1 protein-coding gene is annotated in these 24,055 nt (G+C 73.8%); it reads right to left on the bottom strand.

Annotated elements, in window-relative coordinates; all coding sequences use genetic code 11:
- Nucleotide 1: 1 nt before the first annotated feature.
- Nucleotides 2–23,965 carry a non-ribosomal peptide synthase/polyketide synthase gene (locus tag IEZ11_RS36655; RefSeq protein ID WP_189267314.1) on the bottom strand — a complete coding sequence of 7,988 codons (23,964 nt, stop codon included), beginning with the start codon at nucleotides 23,963–23,965 and terminating at the stop codon, nucleotides 2–4.
- Nucleotides 23,966–24,055: the final 90 nt, after the last annotated feature.

Genomic DNA, 24,055 nt, shown 5'->3' on the forward strand with positions numbered 1-24,055 from the left:
GTCAGTCCTCCTGGTGGGAAAGGGTGGTGTCATCGGTGGCCGCGTCGAGGCGGGCGGCCAGGATCGGGCCGATCTGGGCCAGCGAGCCGGCTTCGGTCATCCGGTTGTGCCGGGTGGTGATCTCGTGCGATTCGATCCGGCCCGCGATGTACGGGCGCCAGGTCGCGGGCCCGGCGTCGTCCCCGTCGCGATCGATCGTCGAGTTGAACAGCAGCAGGTCGCCGTCGAAGGCGGCGGGGACGAAGTCGACGGCCAGCTTCGCGTTGTTGATCATGATGTGGACGATGACCTCGATCTGCTGCTCCGTCAGTCCCTGCAGCGCGCTGCCCCGCCGGTTCAGGACCTCGGCGACCTCGGCGTAGGTCAGCTCCCGGTCGCCCAGCTCGTCCGGGTCGACGTCGAGCACGCCGACGAGCACGTCCCGCTCGGTGGGCACGGGCATCTCCTCGAACCGCACGTCCTTCACCGGGTAGGCGTCGAGGATGGCCAGCAGCGCGGTCCGCTCGCCGCGTGCCTGCAGCTCGCAGGCGATCGCGTGGGCGATCAGGCCGCCGGCGGACCAGCCGAGCAGCAGGTACGGGCCCTCGGACTGGATCTTGCGGATCTGGTCGGCGTAGTCGGCCGCCATCTCCTCGAAGGACGTCGGCAGGGGCTCGGGGCGGCCGAGGCCGCGCGCCTGGATCGCGTAGACCGGATGCTCGGGACCGACGTGGTTCAGGAGCCCGCTGTACGACCAGCTGATGCCGCCGCCGGGGTGGATGCAGAACAGCGGTGTGGCCTCCCCGGTCGAGCGCAGCGGCAGCACCACGTCCAGCGCGTCCCGGGGGTCGTCCATGACCAGGCGTTCGGTGAGCCCTGCCACGGTCGGTGCCTCGAACAGCATGCGCAGGCCCAGCTCCAGGCCGAGGGTCTCACGGACGCGGGAGGCCAGGCGGGCGGCCAGCAGCGAGTGCCCGCCCAGGTCGAAGAAGTTGTCGTCGATGTGTACCTGTTCGCGGCCGAGGACCTCGGCGAAGAGGTCGCACAGCAGCTGCTCCCGCGGCGTCCGGGGGCCGCGTCCGGTGCCCCTCGCCCCGTACTCGGGGGCGGGCAGGGCGGCCCGGTCCAGCTTGCCGTTGGCGGTCAGTGGCAGCGTGTCGAGGGTGACGAACGCCGACGGCACCATGTAGTCGGGCAGGTCACGGCGCAGTCGCCCGGACAGCTCGCCGGTCTCGGGCACGCCCTCGGCTGCGGGCACCAGGTAGGCGACGAGTCGCTTGTCGCCGGGCCGGTCCTCGCGGGCGACGACGGCCGCCTGGGCGACGCCCGGACAGCTCGCGAGAATCGCCTCGATCTCGCCGGGCTCGATCCTGAGGCCGCGGAGCTTCACCTGGTGGTCGGTGCGTCCGGCGAACTCCAGTGTGCCCTCGGCCGGCCACCACGCCAGGTCGCCGGTGCGGTACATCCGGCTCCCGGGCGGCCCGTACGGATCGGCGGTGAAGCGCTCCGCCGTCAGGCCGGGCCGGCCGAGGTAGCCGCGGGCCACACCCGTCCCCGCGAGGTACAGCTCACCGACCAGACCCGTGGGCACCGGCCTGAGGCGTTCGTCGAGGACGTAGGCGCGCATGTTCGCCATCGGTCCGCCGATCGGCACGGTCGCGGCGTTCTCGGGGAGGCTGTCCACGGAGTGGCAGGTGGCCAGGGTGGTGGCCTCGGTGGGCCCGTAGCCGTTGACCACCTCGATGCCGGGACAGACGTCCAGCACCCGGGCGACGGCGGCCGGGGAGACCACGTCACCGCCGGTCCACACCTCGCGCACCCCGGCGAGCAGGGCCGGGCGTTCCTCGGCGACCAGGCGGAACAGGCCTGCTGTCAGCCACAGTCCGGTGACCCCGTGCGTGCTGACGGTGTGCTGGAGCAGGTCGAGGTCGAGTCGCTCGGGCGGTGCGACCACGATCCGGCCACCGTTGAGGAGCGGCACCCACAGCTCGTAGGTCGAGAGGTCGAAGGCGGTCGGGGAGTGCATCAGCACCCGCTCGTGTCCGCCGCCGCGGTACTCGGGGGTGAGTGCGAGGCCCACCACGTCACGGTGGGTGACGGCCACGCCCTTCGGTCGGCCGGTCGAGCCGGAGGTGTACATCACGTACGCCAACTGCCGCTGATCGCAGCGTACTTCGACATCGGACGGGTCGGGCTCGCCCTCGATCAGCGCGGTCAGCACGTCCTCGGTGAGTACCAGGGCGGCGCCGGCCTCCTGGCGGATCAGGTCGATCCGGGACCGCGGGAAGCGCGCGTCGAGGGGTGTGTAGGCACCGCCCGCCTTGATGATCGCCAGGAGCGCCACGACGAGGTCCGCCGAGCGGTCCAGCAGCACGGCGACCGGTGCCTCCGGCCGTACGCCCTGACGGATCAGTGCGCGTGCGAGGCGGTTGGACCGCCGGTCGAGTTCCCGGTACGTCAGCTCGGTGGCGCCCGCCACGACGGCCACCGCGTCCGGGGTGGCGCGCACCTGGCGGGCGAACAGCTCCGGCAGCGCGGCCGCGGGCAGTTCGACCGTGTCGCCGGTGGACTCGGACAGCAGCCGGTCGCGTTCCTCGTCCGACATGATGTCGATCCGGCCGATCGGCCGGCCGGGGTCGGCGACCGCCGCGCGCAGCAGCCGTGCCCAGCGGGCGAACAGCAGCTCCACGGTGGCCGGTTCGAAGAGGTCGGTGGCGTACTCCACGGCGCCGGCCAGGCCGTCGGGGCCGCCGTCGGAGTTGAACTGCTCGGTCAGGCTGAACGTCAGGTCGACCCGTGAGGTCCCGGTCGACGCCTCCAGGTGACCGGTCGACAGGCCCGGCAGCGTGAACTCGCCCACGGGCGCGTTCTGCAGGGCCAGCATGATCTGGAACAGCGGGTGGTGCGACAGCGAACGGGCCGGGTTGACCACCTCGACCAGGTACTCGAACGGCACGTCCTGGTGGTCGTAGGCGGCGAGCGCCTTCTGCCGTACCCGGTCGAGCAGTTCGGCGAAGCCGGGGTCGCCGCTGGTGTCGGTGCGCAGCACCAGCGTGTTGACGAAGAAACCGACGAGGTCGTCCAGCGCCTGGTCGGTACGGCCGGCGATCGGGCTGCCCACGGGGATGTCGGTGCCGGCGCCGAGCCGGGTGAGCAGTGCGGCGAGGCCGGCCTGGAGCACCATGAACATGCTGGCGCCGCGCTCGGTGGCCAGGTCCCGTAGCGCTTGGTGCAGTTCGGGGTCGAGGCCGACCACGACCCGGCTGCCCCGCTGGGAGGCCACCGGCGGCCGGGGCCGGTCGGCGGGCAGTTGCACCTGCTGCGGGATACCCGTCAACTCCTCCTTCCAGTAAGCCAGTTGCCGGGCGAACAGGCTGTCCGGGTCGTCAGTGTCGCCGAGCAGGTCGCGTTGCCAGCAGGTGTAGTCGGCGTACTGCACCGGCAGTGGGGCCCACTGCGGCTCCTCGCCTCGGCAGCGCGCGGTGTAGGCGGCCGCGAGGTCGCCGGAGAGCGGCCCCATCGACCAGCCGTCGGCAGCGATGTGGTGGACCACGACCAGCAGCACGTGCCGGTCCGGCGCGAGTGCGTACAGCTCCGCCCGGACCGGCGGCTCCGCCGCCAGGTCGAAGCCCCGCCGGGCCGTCCGCGCCAGCCTCTCGGCCAGCCCGCTCTCGTCGAGTTCGGCCACCGGGAGCTCCGGGCGCGCCTGGGCGGCGCTCAGCACGACCTGGTACGGCACTCCGTCCGTCTCGCGGAAGACGGTCCGCAGGCTCTCGTGCCGGGCGATCACGTCCGCGAGCGCGGAGTGCAGGGCCGGGCGGTCGAGTTCGCCGGTCAGGCTCAGCGCGAGCGGCATGTTGTAGGTGGCGCTCGGCCCGTCCATCCGGTGCAGGAACCACAGGCGTCGCTGGGCGAAGGACAGCTCCACGTGGTCGGGCCGCGGCCGGGCGGTCAGCGCGGGCCGCGCCGAGCCGGAGCCGTCGAGGCGGGCCGCCAGTCCGGCCACGGTCGGCGTCTCGAACAGGGTCCGGACTTCGAGCTCGGCGCCGAGGGTCGCCCGGACGCGGGAGGCCAGGCGGGTCGCCAGCAGTGAGTGTCCGCCCAGGTCGAAGAAACTGTCCTCGACGCCGACCTGGGCGAGGCCCAGCACCTCGGCGAACAACTCGGCGAGGAGCTGTTCCTGCGGGGTGCGCGGCGCCCGCCCGGCTCCGGCCGAGCCGAGTTCGGGCGCGGGCAGCGCGCGGCGGTCGAGCTTGCCGCTGGCCGTCAGCGGCAGCGTCTCCAGGGCCACGAACGCCGACGGGATCAGGTAGTCGGGCAGTCGCCCGCGCAGCCATTCGCGGAGTTCGCCGATGAGGGCGCCGGTGCCCCGGCTGCCGGTCGGGCGGTTGGTCAGCGACGAGAGTGGTCCGTCGGCGGTCCGGGCCGACCGGTACGGCTCGACCGGGCAGGCGTGCTGCGCCTGCGGGTCGGACGGGTCGGCGAAGACGACGTCCAGGGTGTCGGCAGCGGTGGCCGACCAGGTGACGCCCACCCAGCGGTCGAACTCCAGCCCGATGGCCCGGAAGTCCTCCGGGTCGGGGAGTTCGGCCCCCTCCGGGGTGCTCTCCTCCGGTCCGTGCAGCCGCTCCAGCAGTTCGGCGAGCGAGCCGTCGCCGTTCTGCACCGCCCGGGAGAGGGCGGCCTCGCGCAGCACCCGGCGGTTCGGCACTCCGGTGATCCGCAGCACGTCGGCGGGCGGCTGGGCGAGGAGTTCGCGCAGCTCGGCCAGTCCCGCGAGCCGGCGGCCCCACTCCAGCTCGACCGCCGTCCGGCCCAGGGCCGCCGGAACGACCGGGGCCTTGTGCAGCGTCACGTCATAGCGGTAGCGGGTCAGTTCGTTGTGGTGGCGGCCACCCTTGACCTCCACCTGCACCGCACCGATGTCCGTGCCGCGCTCCCGCAGGACGGCGAAGAAGTCCGGGTCGACCAGCAGTTCCTTCTCCACCCTGACGGCCTGCTCCACCGCGCGGCGCACCGCCGCGAGGTCACCGTCGGCACCGGTGCGGTGCAGTTGGACCGCGGTGGCCAGCGGGCGCAGCAGCCGCTTGTTGCGGACGTCGCCGACGAAGAGCGTGCCGCCGGGGGCGAGCAGCCGCATCAGCTTCCCGATGACGTCGGCGAGGTAGTCGGCGGACGGGAAGTACTGCACCACCGAGTTGATCACGATGGTGTCGAACCGCCCGGCCGGCAGACCGTCGGTGTCGTGCGCCGGGCGGGTCTGCAGCACCACACGCTCGGCCAGCCCGTCCTGCCGGGCGACCTGCGCGGTCAGCGCGTCGACCGCCGTGGCGGAGAAGTCCGTCGCCCAGTAGGTCTCGCAGTGCGGTGCGATCTGCGAGAGCAGCAGTCCGGTGCCGACGCCGACCTCCAGCACCCGGCGGGGGCGCAGGGCCAGGATGCGGGCCACGGTGGCGTCCCGCCACTCCCGCATCTGCTCGACCGGGATCGGACTCGCGTCGTAACTGCTGTTCCAGCCGACGAAGTTCTGGCCGAAGCCTGCTTCCTCGGGGGTGATGGGCAGGGCGTCGTAGATGTCCTGCCACTCGCCGACGTGGTCGGCTTCCAGGCCGCTGTCCCGGGCCTCGTCCTGGTGCGGGACGACATAGCCGACGAGCCGGTCGTCCTGGGCGAGGACGGCGGCGCGGGCCACGGCGGGGTGCTCGGCCAGCGCCGCCTCGACCTCGCCGGGCTCGACCCGGAAGCCGCGCACCTTCACCTGGTCGTCGGCACGGCCGACAAACTCCAGCTGGCCGTCTCCCAGCCAGCGCACCAGGTCTCCGGTGCGGTACATGCGCTCACCGGTCCCGAACGGGCAGGCGACGAACCGTCCGGCCGTCAGACCCGGCCGGTTCAGGTAGCCGCGGGCCAGCCCCGCACCCGCGACGTACAGCTCCCCCGCCACACCCGTCGGTACCGGCCGCAGCCGCTCGTCCAGCACGTACACCCGGGCGCCCGCGATCGGACGGCCGATCGGTGGTACGCCCGCTCCCGGGGACAGCGGATCGCTCATGGTCGCGCACACCGTCGTCTCCGTCGGACCGTACGCGTTGACCATCCGGCGCCCTGACGCCCAGCGGTCCACCAGCTCCGGCGGGCACGCCTCACCCGCCACCACCAGGGTCGACACCCGCACCGAGCCCTCCGGCACGGCGGCGAGGACGGACGGGGGCACGGTCACGTGGGTGACCGCGAGGTCCCGGTCGGTCAGCGCGGCGACCGGGTCCGCCGCCTGGGGCAGCACCAGGGCCGCGCCACGCAGCAGGGCGGTGCAGATCTCCGACACCGAGGCGTCGAAGCTGGGCGAGGCGAACTGGAGCACCCGGCTGTCGGGGTGGATCGCGAAGCGCTCGATCTGTCCGGCGACCAGGCTCGCGACGCCGCCGTGGGCGACCACGACGCCCTTGGGGCGACCGGTCGAGCCCGAGGTGTAGATGACGTAGGCCGGATGCCGGACGTCGAGCGCGACCACGGGGTCGGTCTCCGGCCATGCGGACACCTCGGTCACCAGCGCCGGGTCGTCGACCACCAGGGCCGGCCGGGCGTCCGCCAGCATGTACGCGATCCGCGCCTGCGGGTACGCCGGATCCACCGGCAGGTACGCGGCCCCGGCCTTCAACACGCCCAGCACGGCCACCACGGACTCCACCGAGCGCGGCAGGGCCACCGCCACAGTCTGCTCCGGGCCGACGCCCCGGGCGATCAGCGCATGCGCGAACCGGTTCGCCCGGGTGTTCAGCTGACGGTACGTCAACTCGGCATCGCCACAAGCCAGCGCGACCGCGTCCGGAGTCGCCCTCACCTGCGCCGCGAACGCCTGCGGCACCGGCACGGCCGCCACCTCCCGGGCGGTCGCGTCGCCCTGCTCCAGCAAACGGTGCCGCTCGTCGGCGTCGAGGAGCTCGATACCCCCGATCGGCCGGTCCGGGTCGGCGGTGACCGCCTCCAGCAGGCGCGTCCAGCGCCTGGCAAGGGCCGCGACCGTGGAGCGGTCGAACAGGTCGGTGGCGTACTCCACCGCGCCGACGATCCCCGCGGGACCGCCGTCGGGGCCGAACTGTTCGACAAGGCTCACACCGAGGTCGAACTTGGCGGTCCCGGTGGCCACCGCGTAGGCGGCGACATCCAGGCCGGGCAGCGAGAACCTGCCCATCGGAGCGTTCTGCACCGCCAGGATGGTCTGGAACAGCGGGTGGTGCGACAGCGAGCGGGACGGGTTGAGCGCCTCCACCAGGTGCTCGAACGGCACGTCCTGGTGCGCGTACGCCGACAGCGCCGTCTCCCGCACCCGCCCCAGCAGCTCCGCGAAACTCGGATCACCGCTCGTGTCGGTGCGCAACACCAGCGTGTTCACGAAGAACCCGACCAGATCGTCCAGCGCCTCGTCGGTGCGCCCGGCGATCGGACTGCCGATCGGGATGTCCGTGCCCGCACCCAGCCGCGTGTACAGCGCGGCGAGCGCCGCCTGCAGCACCATGAACAGGCTCGCGCCCGAGCGGCGCGCCAACTCCACCAGTGCCGCGTGCAGTTCGGGGCTCAGCTCCAGGCCGACGTGGTCCCCGTGCCAGCCGGCGACGGCAGGCCTCGGCCGGTCGGCGGGCAACTGGAGCAGCTCCGGAAGGTCGGACAACTGACGCTTCCAGTAGTCGAGTTGTTCGGCGAACCGGCTCTCCGGGTCGGCGGCGTCGCCGAGCAGGTCGCGCTGCCACAGTGTGTAGTCCGCGTACTGCACCGGCAGGACCGGCCAGTGCGGCGCGCGGCCCTCGCACCGGGCGGCGTACGCCTCGGCCAGGTCGCGGGCCAGCGGGCCGGTGGACCAGCCGTCGCCGGCGATGTGGTGCATCACCAGCAGCAGCACGTGCTCGTCCGGCGCGAGCGCGAACAGCTCAGCACGCAGGGGCGCTTCGGCCTCCAGGTCGAAGGGGTGTCGGGCGAACCCGGCGAGCCGCTCGAACAGTTCGGCCTCCGACACCCTTGTCAGCCCCGTCCGGGGCCGGGCCTCGGCCGGGTCCAGGACGAGCTGGCACGGTACGCCGTCGACCTCCGGAAAGACCGTCCGCAGGCTCTCGTGCCGGGCCACCACATCGGCCAGCGCCTCGTCCAGCGCCGTCCGGTCGAGCGTCCCGGTCAGCCGGAGCGCCAGCGGGATGTGGTAGGTCGCGGCGGTGCTGTCCATGCGGTGCAGGAACCAGAGCCGTCGCTGGGCGAAGGACAGCGGCACCGCCTCCGGCCGCTCGTGTGTGGTCAGCGCCGGGCGGGCGTGACCGGCTCCGGCCAGCGCCTCGGCGAGGCCCGCCACGGTGGGCGCCAGGAACAGCGCGCGCAGCCCCAGTTCCACACCGAGCACCGAGCGCACCCGCGCGGCCAGCCGGGTGGCGAGCAGGGAGTGCCCGCCCAGGTCGAAGAAGCCGTCGTCGACCCCGACCCGTGGCACACCCAGCACCTCGGCGAACAGCTCGCACAGGATCTGCTCCTGCGGAGTGCGCGGCGCCCGGCCGGCCTCGGCCGAGCCGGGGCCGGGAGCGGGAGCGGGAGCGGGCAGCGCCGCCCGGTCCAGCTTCCCGCTCGGCGTCAGCGGCAGCACGTCCAGCAGCACGAGCGCCGACGGCACCAGATAGTCGGGCAGACGGTCACGCAGATACGCCGTCAGTTCCGCCGGACGTACGACCGTGTCGGGACGCGCCGCGACATAGCCGACGAGCCGGTCGTCCTGGGTGAGGGCAGCGGCCTGGGCGACGGCGGGGTGCTCGGCCAGCGCTGCCTCGATCTCGCCGAGTTCGACGCGGAAGCCGCGTACCTTGACCTGGTCGTCAGCGCGGCCGACGTACTCCAGCTCGCCGTCGGCCCGGCGGCGCACCACGTCCCCTGTACGGTACATCCGCGCACCCGCCGGACCGAACGGGCAGGCGACGAACCGCCCGGCCGTCAGACCCGGCCGGTTCAGGTACCCGCGCGCCAGACCGGGGCCGGTGACGTACAACTCCCCCGTCACGCCCGGCGGTACGAGGCGCAGCCGCTCGTCGAGGACGTACACCCGGAAGCCCGCGACCGATCGGCCGATCGGCGGTGCACCGGCCCCCGGGGACAGCGGGTCGCTCATCGTCGCGCACACCGTGGTCTCGGTCGGACCGTACGCGTTGATCATCCGCCGGCCCGGCGCCCACCGGGCCACCAGTTCCGGCGTGCAGGCCTCGCCCGCCACCACCAGGGTGGTGGCCGTGAGGTCGGCGCGCTCCAGCGCGGCCAGGGCCGAGGGCGGAAGCGTCACGTGGGTGACGTCGAGCCGACGGTCCGTCAGGGCCGCCAGCGGCGCCTCGGACGGGGCCAGGACGAGGGCGGCACCGGTGAGCAAGGCACTGCAGAGGTCCCAGAAGGACGCGTCGAAGCTGAGCGAGGCGAACTGGAGAACACGGCTACCCGGCGCCACGTCGAGCCGGTCGACCTGCGTCGCCACCAGGCCCGACACACCGGTGTGGCTCACCATGACGCCCTTGGGCCGGCCGGTCGAACCCGAGGTGTAGATCACGTAGGCCGGGTGCCGGACGTCGAACGCGGTCCGCGGGTCGGTGTCCGGCCACTCTCCCTCGGTCACTGTCACCGGGTCGTCGATCACCACCGTGGGCTGTGCGTCGTCCAGCATGAACGCGATCCGGGCCTGCGGGTACGCCGGATCCACCGGCAGGTACGCGGCCCCGGCCTTCAACACGCCCAGCACGGCCACCACGGACTCCACCGAGCGCGACAGGGCCACCGCCACGACCTGCTCGGGACCGACCCCCCGGGCGATCAACGCATGCGCGAACCGGTTGGCCTTCGCATTGAGTTGACGGTACGTCAGTTCGCTGTCACCGCACACGAGCGCGACCGCGTCCGGCGTCGCCGCCACCTGCGCCGCGAACAGCTCCGGCAGGCTCACCCCGGTCGCCCCGCCCTCGACGGCGGGCAGCAGCTCGCGGCGCTCCTCGGAGGACAGCAGGTCGATCCCGCCGATCGGCTGGTCGGGCGCGGCGGTGACCGCGGCCAACAGCCTGGTCCACCGGGCGACCAGTGCCTCGACCGTCGAGCGGTCGAACAGATCGGTGCTGTACTCGACCGCACCGCTGAGCCCGGCCGGCGCGCCGTCGGGCCCGTACTCCTCGGCGAACCCGAAGGTCAGGTCGAGCCGCGCGGTCCCGGTGAGCACGGTCACCCCGCAGACCCGCAGACCCGGCAGCTCGAAGGCGCCGCCCGGCGCGTTCTGCACGACCAGCCCGGTCTGGTACAGCGGGTGGTGGGACAGCGAGCGGGACGGGTTGAGCGCCTCCACCAGGTGCTCGAACGGCACGTCCTGGTGCGCGTACGCCGACAGCGCCGTCTCCCGCACCCGCCCCAGCAGCTCCGCGAAACTCGGATCACCGCTCGTGTCGGTGCGCAGCACCAGCGTGTTGATGAAGAACCCGACCAGATCGTCGAGTGCCTCGTCGGTGCGGCCCGCGATCGGACTGCCGATCGGGATGTCCGTGCCCGCGCCCAGCCGCGTGTACAGCGCGGCGAGCGCGGCCTGCAGCACCATGAACAGGGTCGCGCCCGAGTGTCGCGCCAACTCCACCAGTGCCGCGTGCAGTTCGGCGTCGATCCGGAGTTCGAGGAGGTCGCCGCCGTACGACATGGTGGCCTGGCGCGGCCGGTCGGCGGGCAGCCGCAGCTGCTCGGGCAGCCCGGCCAGCGCCTCGGTCCAGTAGGTGACCTGACGGGCGAACACGCTGTCCGCGTCGTGCTCGTCGCCGAGCAGCTCGTGCTGCCACAGGGTGTAGTCGCCGTAGGTCACCGGCAGCGGCGGCCAGGCCGGCGCCGCGCCCCCCTGCCGGGTGGTGTAGGCCGTGGCGAGGTCGCGGGCGAGCGGGCCCATGGACCAGCCGTCCCCGACGATGTGGTGCAGGACGAGCAGCAGTACGTGCTCGTCCGGGGCGAGCGCGAACAGCTCTGCCCGCAGCGGTACTTCCGAGGTCAGGTCGAATGCCCGTACCGCCGCCTCGCGCAGCAGGGCGGGCAGCTCCGGCTCGCCGACGGCGCGTACGGTCAGCGGGACGGTGGCCTCGGTGGGGTCCAGCACCCGCTGGTACGGGACTCCGCCGGTGTGCGGGAAGACCGTGCGCAGGGTCTCGTGGCGGGCCGCCACGTCCGCGAGCGCGGCGCTCAGCGCGGCCCGGTCGAGGTCGCCGGACAGCCGCAGGGCGAGCGGCATGTGGTAGGTGGCGCTCGGCGCCCCGAACTGCTGGAGGAACCAGAGCCGGCGCTGGGCGAACGACAGCGGCATCGGTTCACGGCGGGGCCGGGGCACCAGGGCCTGCCGCGCGGTGCGGGCGTGGCGCAACCCGGCCGCGACCCCGGCGGGTGTCGGCGCCCGGAACAGGCTGCGCAGTTCCAGCTCGATCCCGAGGGTCGCCCGGACCCGCGAGACCAGCCGGGTGGCGAGCAGGGAGTGCCCGCCCAGGTCGAAGAAGCCGTCGTCGACCCCGACCCGCGGCACACCCAGCACCTCGGCGAACAGCTCGCACAGGATCTGCTCCTGCGGAGTGCGCGGCGCCCGGCCGCCGGCGGTCGCGCCCGGTTCCGGCGCGGGCAGCGCCGCCCGGTCCAGCTTCCCGTTCGGCGTCAGCGGCAGCGCGTCGAGCAGCACGAACGCGGACGGGACCATGTAGTCCGGCAGCCGGTCGCGCAGGTAGGCCGCCAGCGCCGCCGCGGTCGCCCCGGCGTGGGCCATGGGGACGACGTACGCGACGATCCGGTCCTCCCGGGCGAGCACCGCGACCTGGGTGACACCTGGGTGGGCGGCCAACTCGGCCTCGATCTCGCCCGGTTCGACCCGGAACCCGCGTACCTTCACCTGGTGGTCCACCCGACCTGCGAACTCCAGCTCGCCGTCGGCACGCCAGCGGACCAGGTCACCGGTGCGGTACATCAGCGCACCCGCCGGACCGTACGGGTTGGCGACGAACCTCGTGGCGGTGAGCCCGGGACGGTTCAGGTAACCGCGGGCGAGGCCCGACCCGGCGAGGTACAGCTCCCCCAGAACGTCGGGGGCGACCGGCCTTAGCGCCGAATCCAGCACGTATACCCGGCAGTTGGCGATCGGGCGGCCGATCGGTACCGGCTGCGGGCAGTCGGCGGGGTCGGCCGGCACGGGGTAGGCGGTGATCACATGGGTCTCGGCGGGGCCGTAGTGGTTGTGCAGCTCCCGGCCCGGTCGGCGGGTCTGGAAGCGGCGTACGGCACCGCCGAGGCGCATCGCCTCACCGGCCTGGGCGATCAGCCGCAGGCTGGGCAGTTCCAGCCCGGCCTCCTCGGCGGCCTCGGCCAGCGCCTCGATCACCAGGTTGGGCGCGAACAGCTCCTCGACGGCGTGCCGGTCCAGCCAGCGGGCGAACAGTTCGGCGCTGCGGCGCTGTTCCTCGGTCGGCACCACGAGGGTCTTGCCGTACAGCAGTGCGGAGAGGGTCTCCTGCACCGAGACGTCGAAGCTGATCGCGGTGAACTGCGCGGTACGCGTGCCGGGTTCGCCACCGACGCAACCGTGGTGCCACGCCAGCAGGTTCAGCAGCCCGGCAGCGGGCATCACGACGGCCTTGGGCCGGCCGGTGGAGCCCGAGGTGTAGATGACGTAGGCAGGGTGCCGCGGGTCCACGGCGACGGCCGGGTCGTGCTCGGGCCATTCCCCGTCCGGCGTGACGGCCGCGAGGTCGTCCAGCACCACGGCCGGGCGTGCGTCCTGGAGCATGTACGCGATCCGGGCCGCCGGGTAGTCGGGGTCGACCGGCAGATAGGCCGCGCCCGTCTTGAGCACCGCGAGGACGGCGACCACCAGCTCGGTCGACCTCGGCAGCCGCAGGGCGACGACCTGCTCCGGCCCCACCCCGCGCGCGATCAGCGCGTGCGCCAGGCGGTTGGCCCTGCGGTTCAGCTCCCGGTAGGTCAGCACGGTGTCCTCGAACACCACCGCCGGGGCCTCGGGGGTCGCCCGGACCTGTGCCTCGAACAGAGCGGGCAGGGCGGCATCGGGAGCCGGGCAGGCGGTGTCGTTGCGCGCGACCAGCAGCTCGTGCCGTTCCCCGGCGGTGAGGACGTCGATCCGGCTCAGCGGCCGGTCCGGCTCGGCCACCACCGACGCCAGCAGCCGCAGCCACCGGGCCACCAGTGCCTCCACCGTGGCGGGGTCGAAGAGGTCGGTGCTGTACTCGACCCGCCCGACGACGCCCTCGGCCGGGCCGCCGGTACCGCCGCGCTCCAGCAGGTGGAAGCCGAGGTCGAACATCGCCGTCGGCGTCCGCACCAGGACGATCTCGGCGGCCAGACCGTCCAGCGCGAACTCGGTGCGGGGCACGTTCTGCAGCGCGAGCAGCACCTGGAACAGCGGCTGACGGGCGAGCGACCGGGACGGGTTGAGGGCCTCGACGACATGTTCGAAGGGCAGGTCCTGGTGCGCGTACGCGGCCAGCGCGCCCTCGCGGACCCTGCCCAGCAGCTCGGCGAAGGTCGGGTCGCCACCGGTGTCCGTGCGCAGCACCAGGGTGTTGACGAAGAACCCTACGAGGTCGTCCAGGGCCTCGTCGGTCCGGCCCGCGATCAGGCTGCCGACCGGGATGTCCTCTCCCGCACCGAGCTTGGCCAGCAGCGTTGCCAGGGCGGCCTGCAGCACCATGTACACGCTGGCGCCGTGCTCCCGGCCCAGCCGGACCAGCCCGGCGTGCAGTTCGGCGTCCAGTTCGATCGCGAGGTGGCCGCCGGAGTGGGAGGGGGTCGCGGGGCGAGGGCGGTCTGCGGGAAGCCGGATCTGCTCCGGCAGGTCGGCCAACTGCCCTGTCCAGTAGGTCAGTTGGCGGGTGAACAGGCTGTCCTGGTCGGCCGGGTCGCCGAGCAGCTCGTGCTGCCAGAGGGTGTAGTCGGCGTACTGCACGGGCGGTGGCGCCCACTGCGGCTCCTCGCCCTGGCGGCGTGCCGCGTACGCGGTGGCCAGGTCGGCGGCGAGCGGGCCCAGCGACCAGCCGTCACCGGCGATGTGGTGCATCACCAGGAGCAGCACGTGCTCGTCCGCCGAGACCTCGAACACCTCGGCGCGCAGCGGTGGTTCGGTCGCGAGGTCGAATCCGCGCGCGGCGGCCCCCGCCAGCAGTTCCGGCAGGGCCTGCCCATCGGCCGGGGTGAGCGACAGCCTCGGGCGCGCCTCTCCGGTGGCCAGCACCTGCTGGCAGGGCACGCCGTCCGCGGCCGGGAAGACCGTGCGCAGGGTTTCGTGCCGGTCGACGACGTCGCCCAGCGCGGCCTCCAAGGCCGCCAGGTCCAGTGGCCCCGAGAGCCGCCACGCGAGCGGCATGTTGTAGACCGAGTCGGCGCCCTCCAGCTGGCGCAGGAACCACAGCCTCCGCTGGGCGGACGACAACGGCACCAGCTCGGGCCGCCGCACCCGCCCCAGGGCGAGCCGGGCCCGGTCCGCGCCGCCCAGCCCGGCGGCCAGCCCGGCCACCGTCGGGGTCTGGAACAGGGTGCGCAGCGCCAGCTCCACGCCCAGGGCGGCACGGACCCGGGCCACCAACCGGGTGGCCAGCAGGGAGTGGCCGCCGAGGTCGAAGAAGTCGTCGTCGACACCGACCTGAGGCAGACCCAGTACCTCGGCGAACAGTTCGGCCAGTACCTGTTCCTGCGGGGTGTGCGGGGCCCGGCCGGCCCGCGACGCGGTGTACTCCGGCTCGGGCAGGGCGCGCCGGTCGAGCTTGCCGCTGGCGTTCAGCGGCAGGGCGGCGAGGGAGACGAACGCGGCCGGCACCATGTGGTCGGGCAGCCGCTCGCGCAGGTACGCCCGCAGGTCCTCCGGCCGAAGCTCCGCCCCGGTGGCGGGCACCGGGTAGCCGACCAGGCGGGTGTCCCCCGCGCGGTCCTGCCGGACGATCACGGCGGCTCGCGCGACCTGCGGGTGTTCCGCCAATGCCGTCTCGATGTCGCCGAGTTCGATCCGGAATCCCCGGACCTTGACCTGGTCGTCGGTGCGGCCGAGGAACTCCAGGTTTCCGTCCGGTCCCCACCGCACCAGGTCGCCGGTGCGGTACATCCTCGTGCCGGCCGTTCCGAAGGGGTACGCCACGAACCGCCCCGCGGTCAGGCCCGGCCGGTGGAGATAGCCGCGTGCGAGCCCCGCACCGGCGATGTAGAGCTCACCCGGCACCCCCGCGGGCACCGGCCGCAACGCGGCGTCGAGCACGTGCAGCCGGACGCCGCCGAGCGGCCGGCCGATCACCTGGCGCGGGCTCGACTCCAGCGGTGCGCAGGTCGAGTCCACGGTGCACTCGGCCGGCCCGTAGTAGTTCAGGGCGGACACCCCGTCGGCCGCCCGCAACCGTTCCCACAGTCGCTCCGGAACGGTCTCGCCGCCCAGCCCGACCAGCGACGGCCGCCACCGCGGGTTGTCCAGCAGGCCGTGGTCGACCAGGACTTGCAGGTAGGACGGCGTGCCGCCGACCGTGTCCAGCCCGGCCCGCGCGGCGTAGTCAAGGTAGGCGTCCGGGTCGGTCCAGGTCGCCTCGTCCAGCACGTGCAGCTCGTGGCCGGCGTACAGGGCGAACATCTGGTCGCAGGAGGCGTCGAACGACACCGACGTGGTCAGCCCCACCCGCACCCGCTCCCCCGTCCGGAACATCAGCGGACCCTGGTTGGCGAACAGGTTGGACAGGCCGCCGTGCGTCGCCACCACGCCCTTGGGCCTGCCGGTGGAACCTGAGGTGAAGATGACGTACGCCGGATGGTCCGGATCGATGGCCACCGCGGGGTCCGTCGCCGGGCAGCCCGCCACCACAGCGGCCGTCTCCGGGTCGTCAACCACCAGCCACCCGGCCGGAGCGTCCGGCAGCCGGCCCCGGGTGCGGACATCGGTCACTGTCAGGACCGGTCGGGCATCTTCGAGCATGTGTGCGATCCGCACGGCCGGGTACTCCGGGTCGACCGGAACATACGCGGCGCCGGTCTTCAGCACGGCGAGGATCGTCACCACCAGCTGGGCCGAGCGGGGCAGCGCCACCGCCACCAGCCGTTCCGGCCCCGCGCCCCGCGCGATCAGCGCATGGGCCAGCCGGTTCGCCCGCGCGTCCAGCTCCGCGTAGGTCAGCGAGGCGTCCGGCCCCACCAGCGCGACGGCGGCCGGGGTGGCACGCACCTGGGTCCGGAACAGCTCCGGCAGGCTCTCGGTGAAGGCCTGGGCGGCCGGGCCGGTGCCCAGCGCCGTCAACTCAGCGCGTTCCTCGGCGGTGAGCAGGCCGAACCGGCTGAGCCTGCGCTCCGGGTCGGCGACCACGGCGCGGAGCAGCCGCTCCCACCGCTCGATCACCGTCTCGACGGTGGCCGGGTCGTAAAGGTCGGCGGTGTACTCGACGGAGCCGTCGATCCCGTCCGGGGTGCCGTCCGGCGCGTGCCGCTCGGACATGGTGAAGATCAGGTCGAGTTTGGCGGTGGTCGACGTCGACGGCATGTCGCCGACGCGCAGACCGGGCGGCGCGAAGTCGGCGCGGGGGGCGTTCTGCAGCACCAGCATGATCTGGAACAGCGGGTGGTGCGCCAGCGACCGGACCGGGTTGAGGGCCTCGACCAGGTACTCGAACGGCACGTCCTGGTGGGCGTACCCGGCCAACGCGGTCTCCCGGACCCGGCCCAGCAGTTCGGCGAACGTCGGGTCGCCCGAGGTGTCGGTACGGAACACCAGGGTGTTGACGAAGTAGCCGACCATCTCGTCCTGGGCCTGGTCGGTCCGGCCCGCGACCGGACTGCCGACCGGGATGTCGTCGCCCGCGCCCAGCTTGCCGAGCAACACCGCGAGACCGGCCTGGAGCACCATGAACAGACTGGTGCCGTGTGCACGCGCGAGCTCGCGCAGCCCGCGGTGCAGTTCGGCGTCCAGCCCGGCACGCACGGAACCGCCCCGGTGCGAGGCGACCGCCGGGCGGGGCCGGTCACCGGGCAGTTGAAGCTGCTCAGGCACGCCGGCCAACTGCCGCGTCCAGTAGGACGCCTGACGGGCGAACAGGCTGTCTTGGTCGGCCGCGTCGCCGAGCAGCTCGTGCTGCCACAGGGTGTAGTCGGCGTACTGGACCGGCAGTTCCGTCCACTGCGGCTCCTCGCCGCGGCGGCGCGCCGTGTAGGCGGTGGTCAGGCCCTGTGCGAGCGGGCCCAGCGACCAGCCGTCACCGGCGATGTGGTGGAGCACCACCTGGAACACGTGCTCGTCCGCCGCCAGCTCGAACAGCCCGGCGCGCAGGGGCACATCGACCGCCAGGTCGAACGGGCGGGCCTTCGCCTCCGCCATGACGGCCGGCAGCTCGGCCTCGGTGGTCCGGCTCACGAGCAGCCGCGGGCGGGCTGCCTCGACCTCCAGCACCTGCTGGTACGGCACCCCGTCGACCGCCGGGAAGACGGTGCGCAGGCTCTCGTGCCGGGCCACCACGTCCGCGACGGCGGCCTCCAGGGCCCGCCGGTCCAGATCCCCGGACAGCCGCCAGGCCAGCGAGATGTGGTAGTTCGCGCCGGCGCCCTCCAGTTGGTGCAGGAACCACAGCCGCCGCTGCGCGAACGACAGCGGGATCGCCTCGGGGCGTTCGCGCCGTGCCAGGGCGGTCTGCGCCGGTCCGGCCGCCACCAGGGCGGCGGCCAGTCCGGCCGGGGTCGGCGCCTCGAACAGGGTGCGCAGCGGCATTTCCACGCCGAGCGTCGCGCGGATCCGGGCGGCCAGGCGGGTGGCGAGCAGCGAGTGGCCGCCCAGGTCGAAGAAACCGTCCTCGACGCCGGCCGAGGCCACGCCGAGGACCTCGGCGAACAGTTCGCAGAGGATCTGCTCCTGCGGGGTGCGCGGCGCGCGGGCGGTGGCCGCCGGGGCGAGGTCGGGGGCGGGCAGGGCCCGGTGGTCCAGCTTGCCGTTGGCGGTCAGCGGCAGCGCGTCCAGCACGACGAACGCCGACGGCACCATGTACTCCGGCAACCGCTCGCGCAGGTGCGCACGTAGTTCGGTCGGACTCGGTGCGGTACCGGCGGCCGGCACCAGGTACGCGGCCAGCCGGGTGTCGTCGGCCCGCTCCTGCCGGGCCAGGACGGCGACCTGGGCGACACCGGGATGCGCGGCCAGCGCCGCCTCGATCTCGCCGAGTTCGATCCGGAAGCCGCGCACCTTCACCTGCTGGTCGGCCCGGCCGACGTAGCGCAGGCCGCCGTCCGCCGCGCGGCGCACCACGTCGCCGCTGCGGTACATCCGCGACCCCGGCGGGCCGAACGGGTCGGCGACGAAGCGTGCGGCGGTCAGGCCGGGCCGGTTCAGGTAACCGCGGGCCAGGCCGGCGCCCGCGACGTACAGCTCGCCGGGGACGCCCGGGGCCACCGGCCGCAGGTGGGCGTCCAGGACATATGTCCGCAGGTCCGCGACGGCCGTGCCGATGTCGCCGCCCGCGGTTCCGGCCCGGTCGAGCGCCGCGTACGTGACATGCACCGTGGTCTCGGTGATGCCGTACATGTTGACCAGCCGCGGCGCGTCGTCCGGGTGCCGCTCGTACCAGCTCGCCAGCCGGGCATGTTCCAGCGCCTCACCGCCGAACACGACGGTCCGCAGGGCGAGTTCGCGCGGGTGCTCGGCATCCGCCTGCATCAGCTGGTAGAACGCGGACGGCGTCTGGTTGAGGACGGTCACCCGCTCGCGGGCGAGGAGCTCCAGGAAGCGGCCGGGCGAGCGGCTGGTCTCGTGGTCCACGACCACCAGACGGCCGCCGTGCAGCAGCGGGCCCCACAGCTCCCACACCGAGAAGTCGAAGGCGTAGGAGTGGAAGAGCGTCCAGACGTCGTCGGCGCGGAAGCCGAACTGCCGCTCGGTGGCGTCGAACAGCCGCACCACGTTGCGGTGCGTGACCACGACGCCCTTGGGGTTGCCGGTGGAGCCGGAGGTGTGGATGACGTAGGCGGCGTGGCCTGGGCCGAGGGGGACCTCCGGGTCCGTGTCCGGCAGCCCGTCCAGGTCGGCGGTGTCCAGCAGCAGCCGGTCCACCGGGTCCGCGCCCGGCAGGTCGCCGGTCTTGCTCGTGGTCACGAGGAGCGTGGGGCGGGCGTCCTGGAGCAGGTAGGCGATCCGGGCGGGCGGGTACTGCGGGTCCACCGGGAGGTAGGCGGCGCCCGCCTTCAGCACGGCGAGCACCGCCACGACCTGGTCCGCCGAGCGCGGCAGGGCCAGCGCCACGCGCTGCTCCGGGCCCACCCCCCGGTCGATCAGGGCGTGCGCGAGCCGGTTCGCCCGGGCGTTCAACTCGCCGTAGGTCAGGGTGACTTCGCCGTCCGTGAGGGCGACGGCGGCGGGGTTCGCCCGTACCTGCCGCTCGAACAGCGCGGTCAGGCTGCTCTCCGACGGCGCCTCGCTCAGGCCGGTGGGCGCCGGGAGCAGCGCGCGGAGCTCGTCGGCGGACAGCACGTCCACCTGGCCGATCCGCCGTGCGGGGTCGGCGGCGACGGCGCGCAGCAGCCGCAGCCACCGCTCGACGATCCCGGTGACGGTGGCCTCGTCGAACAGGTCGGTGCTGTACTCCACCACGCCCGACAGGCCGTCCGCACCGGGCTGTTCGGCCAGGATGAAGGTCAGGTCGCACTTGGCCGTCCCGGTGTGGACCAGGCCGGTCGCCACCCGCAGCCCAGGCAGGTCGAACGTGGCGAGGGGCGCGTTCTGCAGGGTGAGCATGGTCTGGAACAGTGGGTGGTGCGCCAGCGACCGGGCCGGGTTCAGCGCCTCGACCAGGTGCTCGAACGGCAGGTCCTGGTGCGCGTACGCGGCCAGCGCGTCGGTGCGCACCCTGCCCAGCAGTTCGGTGAACGACGGGTCGCCGGAGAGGTCGGTGCGCAGCACCAGGGTGTTGACGAAGAGGCCGACCATGTCGTCCGCGGCCTCGTCGGTGCGTCCGGCGATCGGGGCGCCCACGGGTACGTCGGTGCCCGCACCCAACTTGCCCAGCAGGGCGGCCAGTCCGGCCTGGAGCACCATGAAGAGGCTGGCCCCGCCGTCCCGGGCGAGCGCGCCGAGGCCCTGGTGCAGCTCGGCGTCGATCCGCACCGGCAGGTGAGCGCCCCGGTAGGACATCGCGGCCGGCCGGGGCCGGTCGAACGGCAGCTCGACCTGTTCGGGCAGATCGGACAACTGGCCACGCCAGTAGTCGAGTTGGCTGTTCAGCAGGCTGTCCTGGTCCGAGCCGTCGCCGAGCAGCTCGCGCTGCCAGAGGGCGTAGTCGGCGTACTGGACCGGCAGCGGCGACCACTCCGGCTTGGCGCCCTCGGCGCGGGCCGCGTAGGCGGCGGTGAGGTCCCGCGAGAGCGGCCCCGTCGACCAGCCGTCGCCTGCGATGTGGTGCACCACCAGCAGCAGCACGTGTTCCTCGGCCGCCAGTTGGAAGAGCTCGGCGTGCAGCGGCGGCTCCTCGGCGAGGTCGAAGCCGTACCGGGCCGCCCGCGCCAGCCGCTCGGGGAGCTCGCGTTCGCCGAGTTCGGTCATCCGCAGCCGCGGCCGGGCCTCCTCCGGGTCCAGCACCCGCTGGCACGGCACGCCGTCGACCGTCGGGAAGACGGTGCGCAGGCTCTCGTGCCGCTCGGCCACGTCCGCCAGGGCGGCTTCCAGGGCCCGCCGGTCCAGGTCCCCGGACAGCCGCAGGGTCAACGGGATGTTGTAGGTGGCGCTCGGGCCCTCCATGCGGTGCAGGAACCACAACCGGCGCTGCGCGAAGGACAGCGGGACGGTCTCCGGCCGCTCGCGCCGCCCCAGCGCCGGACGCGCCCGGCCCGCGACGTCCACGGCCGCCGCCAGTTCCGCCGGTGTCGGCGCGTCGAACAGGTCGCCGAGCCGCAGCTCCACGCCGAGGATCGAACGGGCCCTGGCGACCAGCCGGGTGGCCAGCAGGGAGTGCCCGCCGAGGTCGAAGAAGCTGTCGTCAGGGCCGGGCTCGGCCACCCCGAGCACCTCGGCGAACAACCCGACGAGCAGGTGCTCGGTCGCGGTGCGCGGCGCGCGGCCGGGCCCGGCGGGCTGCCGCTCGGGCGCCGGGAGGGCCCGCCGGTCGAGCTTGCCGTTCGGGGTCATCGGCAGCGCGTCCAGCAGCACGTACGCGGCCGGCACCAGCTGCCGGGGCAGCCGGTCGCGCAGGTGGTCGCGCAGGGCGGTGCCGGTCACGGTGGCGCCGGGCTCGGGCACCGCGTAGGCGACCAGCCGGGCTTCCTCCTCGGTGCGTACCGTCACGGCGGCCCGGGCGACCTGCGGGTGCTCGGCGAGCACGGCCTCGATCTCGCCGAGTTCGACCCGGAAGCCCCGGATCTTGACCTGGTCGTCGGTGCGGCCGAGGAACTCCAGGTTCCCGGCCGCGTCCCAGCGCACCAGGTCCCCGGTGCGGTACATCCGCGACCCGCCCGGCCCGAACGGGTCGGCGACGAACCGCCCGGCGGTCAGCCCCGGCCGGTTCAGGTAGCCGCGGGCCAGCCCCGGACCCGCGATGTACAGCTCCCCCGCCGCACCGGTGGGCAGCGGCCGCAGGGCGCCGTCGAGCACGTACAGCCGGGCGTTGGTGACCGGCCGGCCGATGACCGGGCGGGGGCTCGACTCCAGCGGAGCTACCACCGAGTTGACGGTGCATTCGGAGGGGCCGTAGAGATTGAGGCAGGTCACGCCCTCCGCCGCCCGCAGCTGCTCCCACAGCGGCTCCGGGACGGCCTCACCGCCCGCCCCGAGCACGGCCACTCGCCCCTGCGGATCACTCAACAGCCCATGGGACACCAGCTCTTGGAGGTAGGACGGGGTGGCTTCGAGGTAGTCGAGACCGCGGCGCGCCGCGTAGCCGACGAGGGCGTCGGGGTCGGTGAAGGTCGCGTGCTCAAGGACGTGCAGCTCGTGCCCCGCGAACAGGGCGGACAGCTGGTTCCAGGAGGCGTCGAAGGACACCGAGGTGGTCAGCGCCACCCGCAGCCGCTGCCGCTTCTTCAGCAGCGGCGCGAAGTGCGCCTGCCGGAGGTCGGTGATCAGGTCGAGCAGGCCGCCGTGGGTCGGCAGCACGCCCTTGGGCCTGCCGGTGGAGCCGGAGGTGTAGATGACGTATGCCGGGTGCCCCGGGTCGACGGCCGCCATCGGGTCGGCCGCCGGGCAGCCGGCCACCAGGGCCGCCGTCTCCGGGTCGTCGAGCACCAGCCGGTCGACGGGCCCGGACTCGGGCACCCGGCACCCGCTGCGGGAGTCCGTGACCAGCAGGGCCGGCCGGGCGTCGTCCAGCAGGTACGCGGTCCGGGCGGCCGGGTACTCGGGGTCGACCGGCACGTAGGCCGCCCCGGTCTTCAGCACCGCGAGGATCGCCACCACCAGCTCCGCCGAGCGCGGCAGGGCCACCGCCACCCGCTGCTCCGGGCCCGCTCCCCGGGCGATCAGGGCATGCGCCAGCCGGTTGGCCCGCGCGTCCAGTTCCGCGTACGTCAGCGAGACGTCGCCGCACACCAGCGCGACCAGGTCCGGGGTCGCCCGGACGTGCTCCCGGAACAGCTCCGGCAGGCTCGTGGCCGGGGCCGGGGCCACCGGTCCGGCGCCGAGCTCCGCCAGATCCCGGCGCTCCTCGGCGGTGAGCAGTTCGACCCGGCCCACCGGCTCGTCCTGGTCGCAGTCCGCGAGGGTGTCAAGGAGCGTGAGCAGCCGCTGCTGGTGGCCGGCGAGGTCGTCGGGGCCGTACGCCTCCGGCGAGCCGTGCAGCCGGAGCAGCGGCGGGTTGCCGTCCCGGTAGTCGAAGACCCAGACGGCGAGGTCGGTGGTCGACCCGGAGACGAAGTGGTGCACGGAGGCCGGGTGCCCGGCGAAGCTCGGCCTGGAGTTGAAGGCCATGATGTTGACGATCAGCGGGAACGCCGTCCCGATGCCGCCGGAGGCCCCGAGGTCCCGCAGCAGGTCCTCGCTGCGGTAGCGCTCGTGCGCGACGGCCGTCTCGACCTCCCGCGCCGCCTGGGCGACGAGTTCGCGCCACGGCATGTCGGGCCGGACCGTCAGCCGCAGCGGCACCACGTTGGACGTCGTGCCCGGCACCGCCGTCAGGTCGCGGTCGGCGCCCCGACGGGCGGTGACGGGCAGGGCGAGCATCACGTCCTGGTTGCCGGTCAGCCGGTGGGCGTAGAGCGCCGTCGCCGCGACCACCAGCCGGGACCACCGGACGCCGGAGCGTCCCGCCGCCGCCCGCAGGGCGTCCGGGCGGCGCAGTTCCCGCTCCTCGGCCACCCTCAGGGCGCGGTGCGGGTCGGTCGCGGAGGCGTGGGTGAGGCGGGTCGGGGCGGGCAGGTCGGCGAAGCGCCCGGCCCAGTGGGCGCGGTCGGCGGCGAAGTCGGCGGAGGCGCGGTAGGCGGCGTCGCTGTCGACCAGGTCCCGCAGCGAGCCGAACGGGCAGGGCGGCACGGCGCCGCCCTCGGCCAGCGCCGAGTACACCTCGCCGACCCGCTGCCGGAGCATCGAGCTGCTGATCGCGTCCAGCACCACGTGGTGGTAGTTCAGGTACCAGAGGTACTCCGTCGGCGACGCCTTGATCAGCGCGTGGCCGAACAGCGGGTCCCGGGCGAGGTCCAGCGGGCGCAGCAGGTCCCGCTCCATCCAGGCCACGGCCGCCGCCCGGGGATCGGGCTCCCCGCTGAAGTCGAGGTGGGCCGGAGCCCAGTCCCAGCTCTCCCGGAGGACCTGGCGCGGGCCCTCGCCGTCCTCGACGAAGGTCACGTGCAGAGCGTCGACCTCGTCGACCACCCGGCGCAGCGCGGTCTCGAACAGCTCCCGGTCCACCGGCCCGTGGATCTCCAGGCACTCGCCGACGCGGTAGCCCGGAATCGGCGTCCGGGAACTCTGCTCGGCCAGCCAGATCTCGCGCTGGGCCGCTGTCAGGGGAAGGGCGTCACCATCGCGACGGGACATGGGGGACCTCCGAGGGTGTGGGCAGGCGTGGTGGCGGGGCACGCAGGACCGCACCGACCGTGGTGTCGTCACACGGTCGGTCGGCCGGGG

It is taken from the genome of Streptomyces fuscichromogenes (assembly GCF_014645815.1).
GTDB classification, from domain to species: Bacteria; Actinomycetota; Actinomycetes; order Streptomycetales; family Streptomycetaceae; genus Streptomyces; species Streptomyces fuscichromogenes.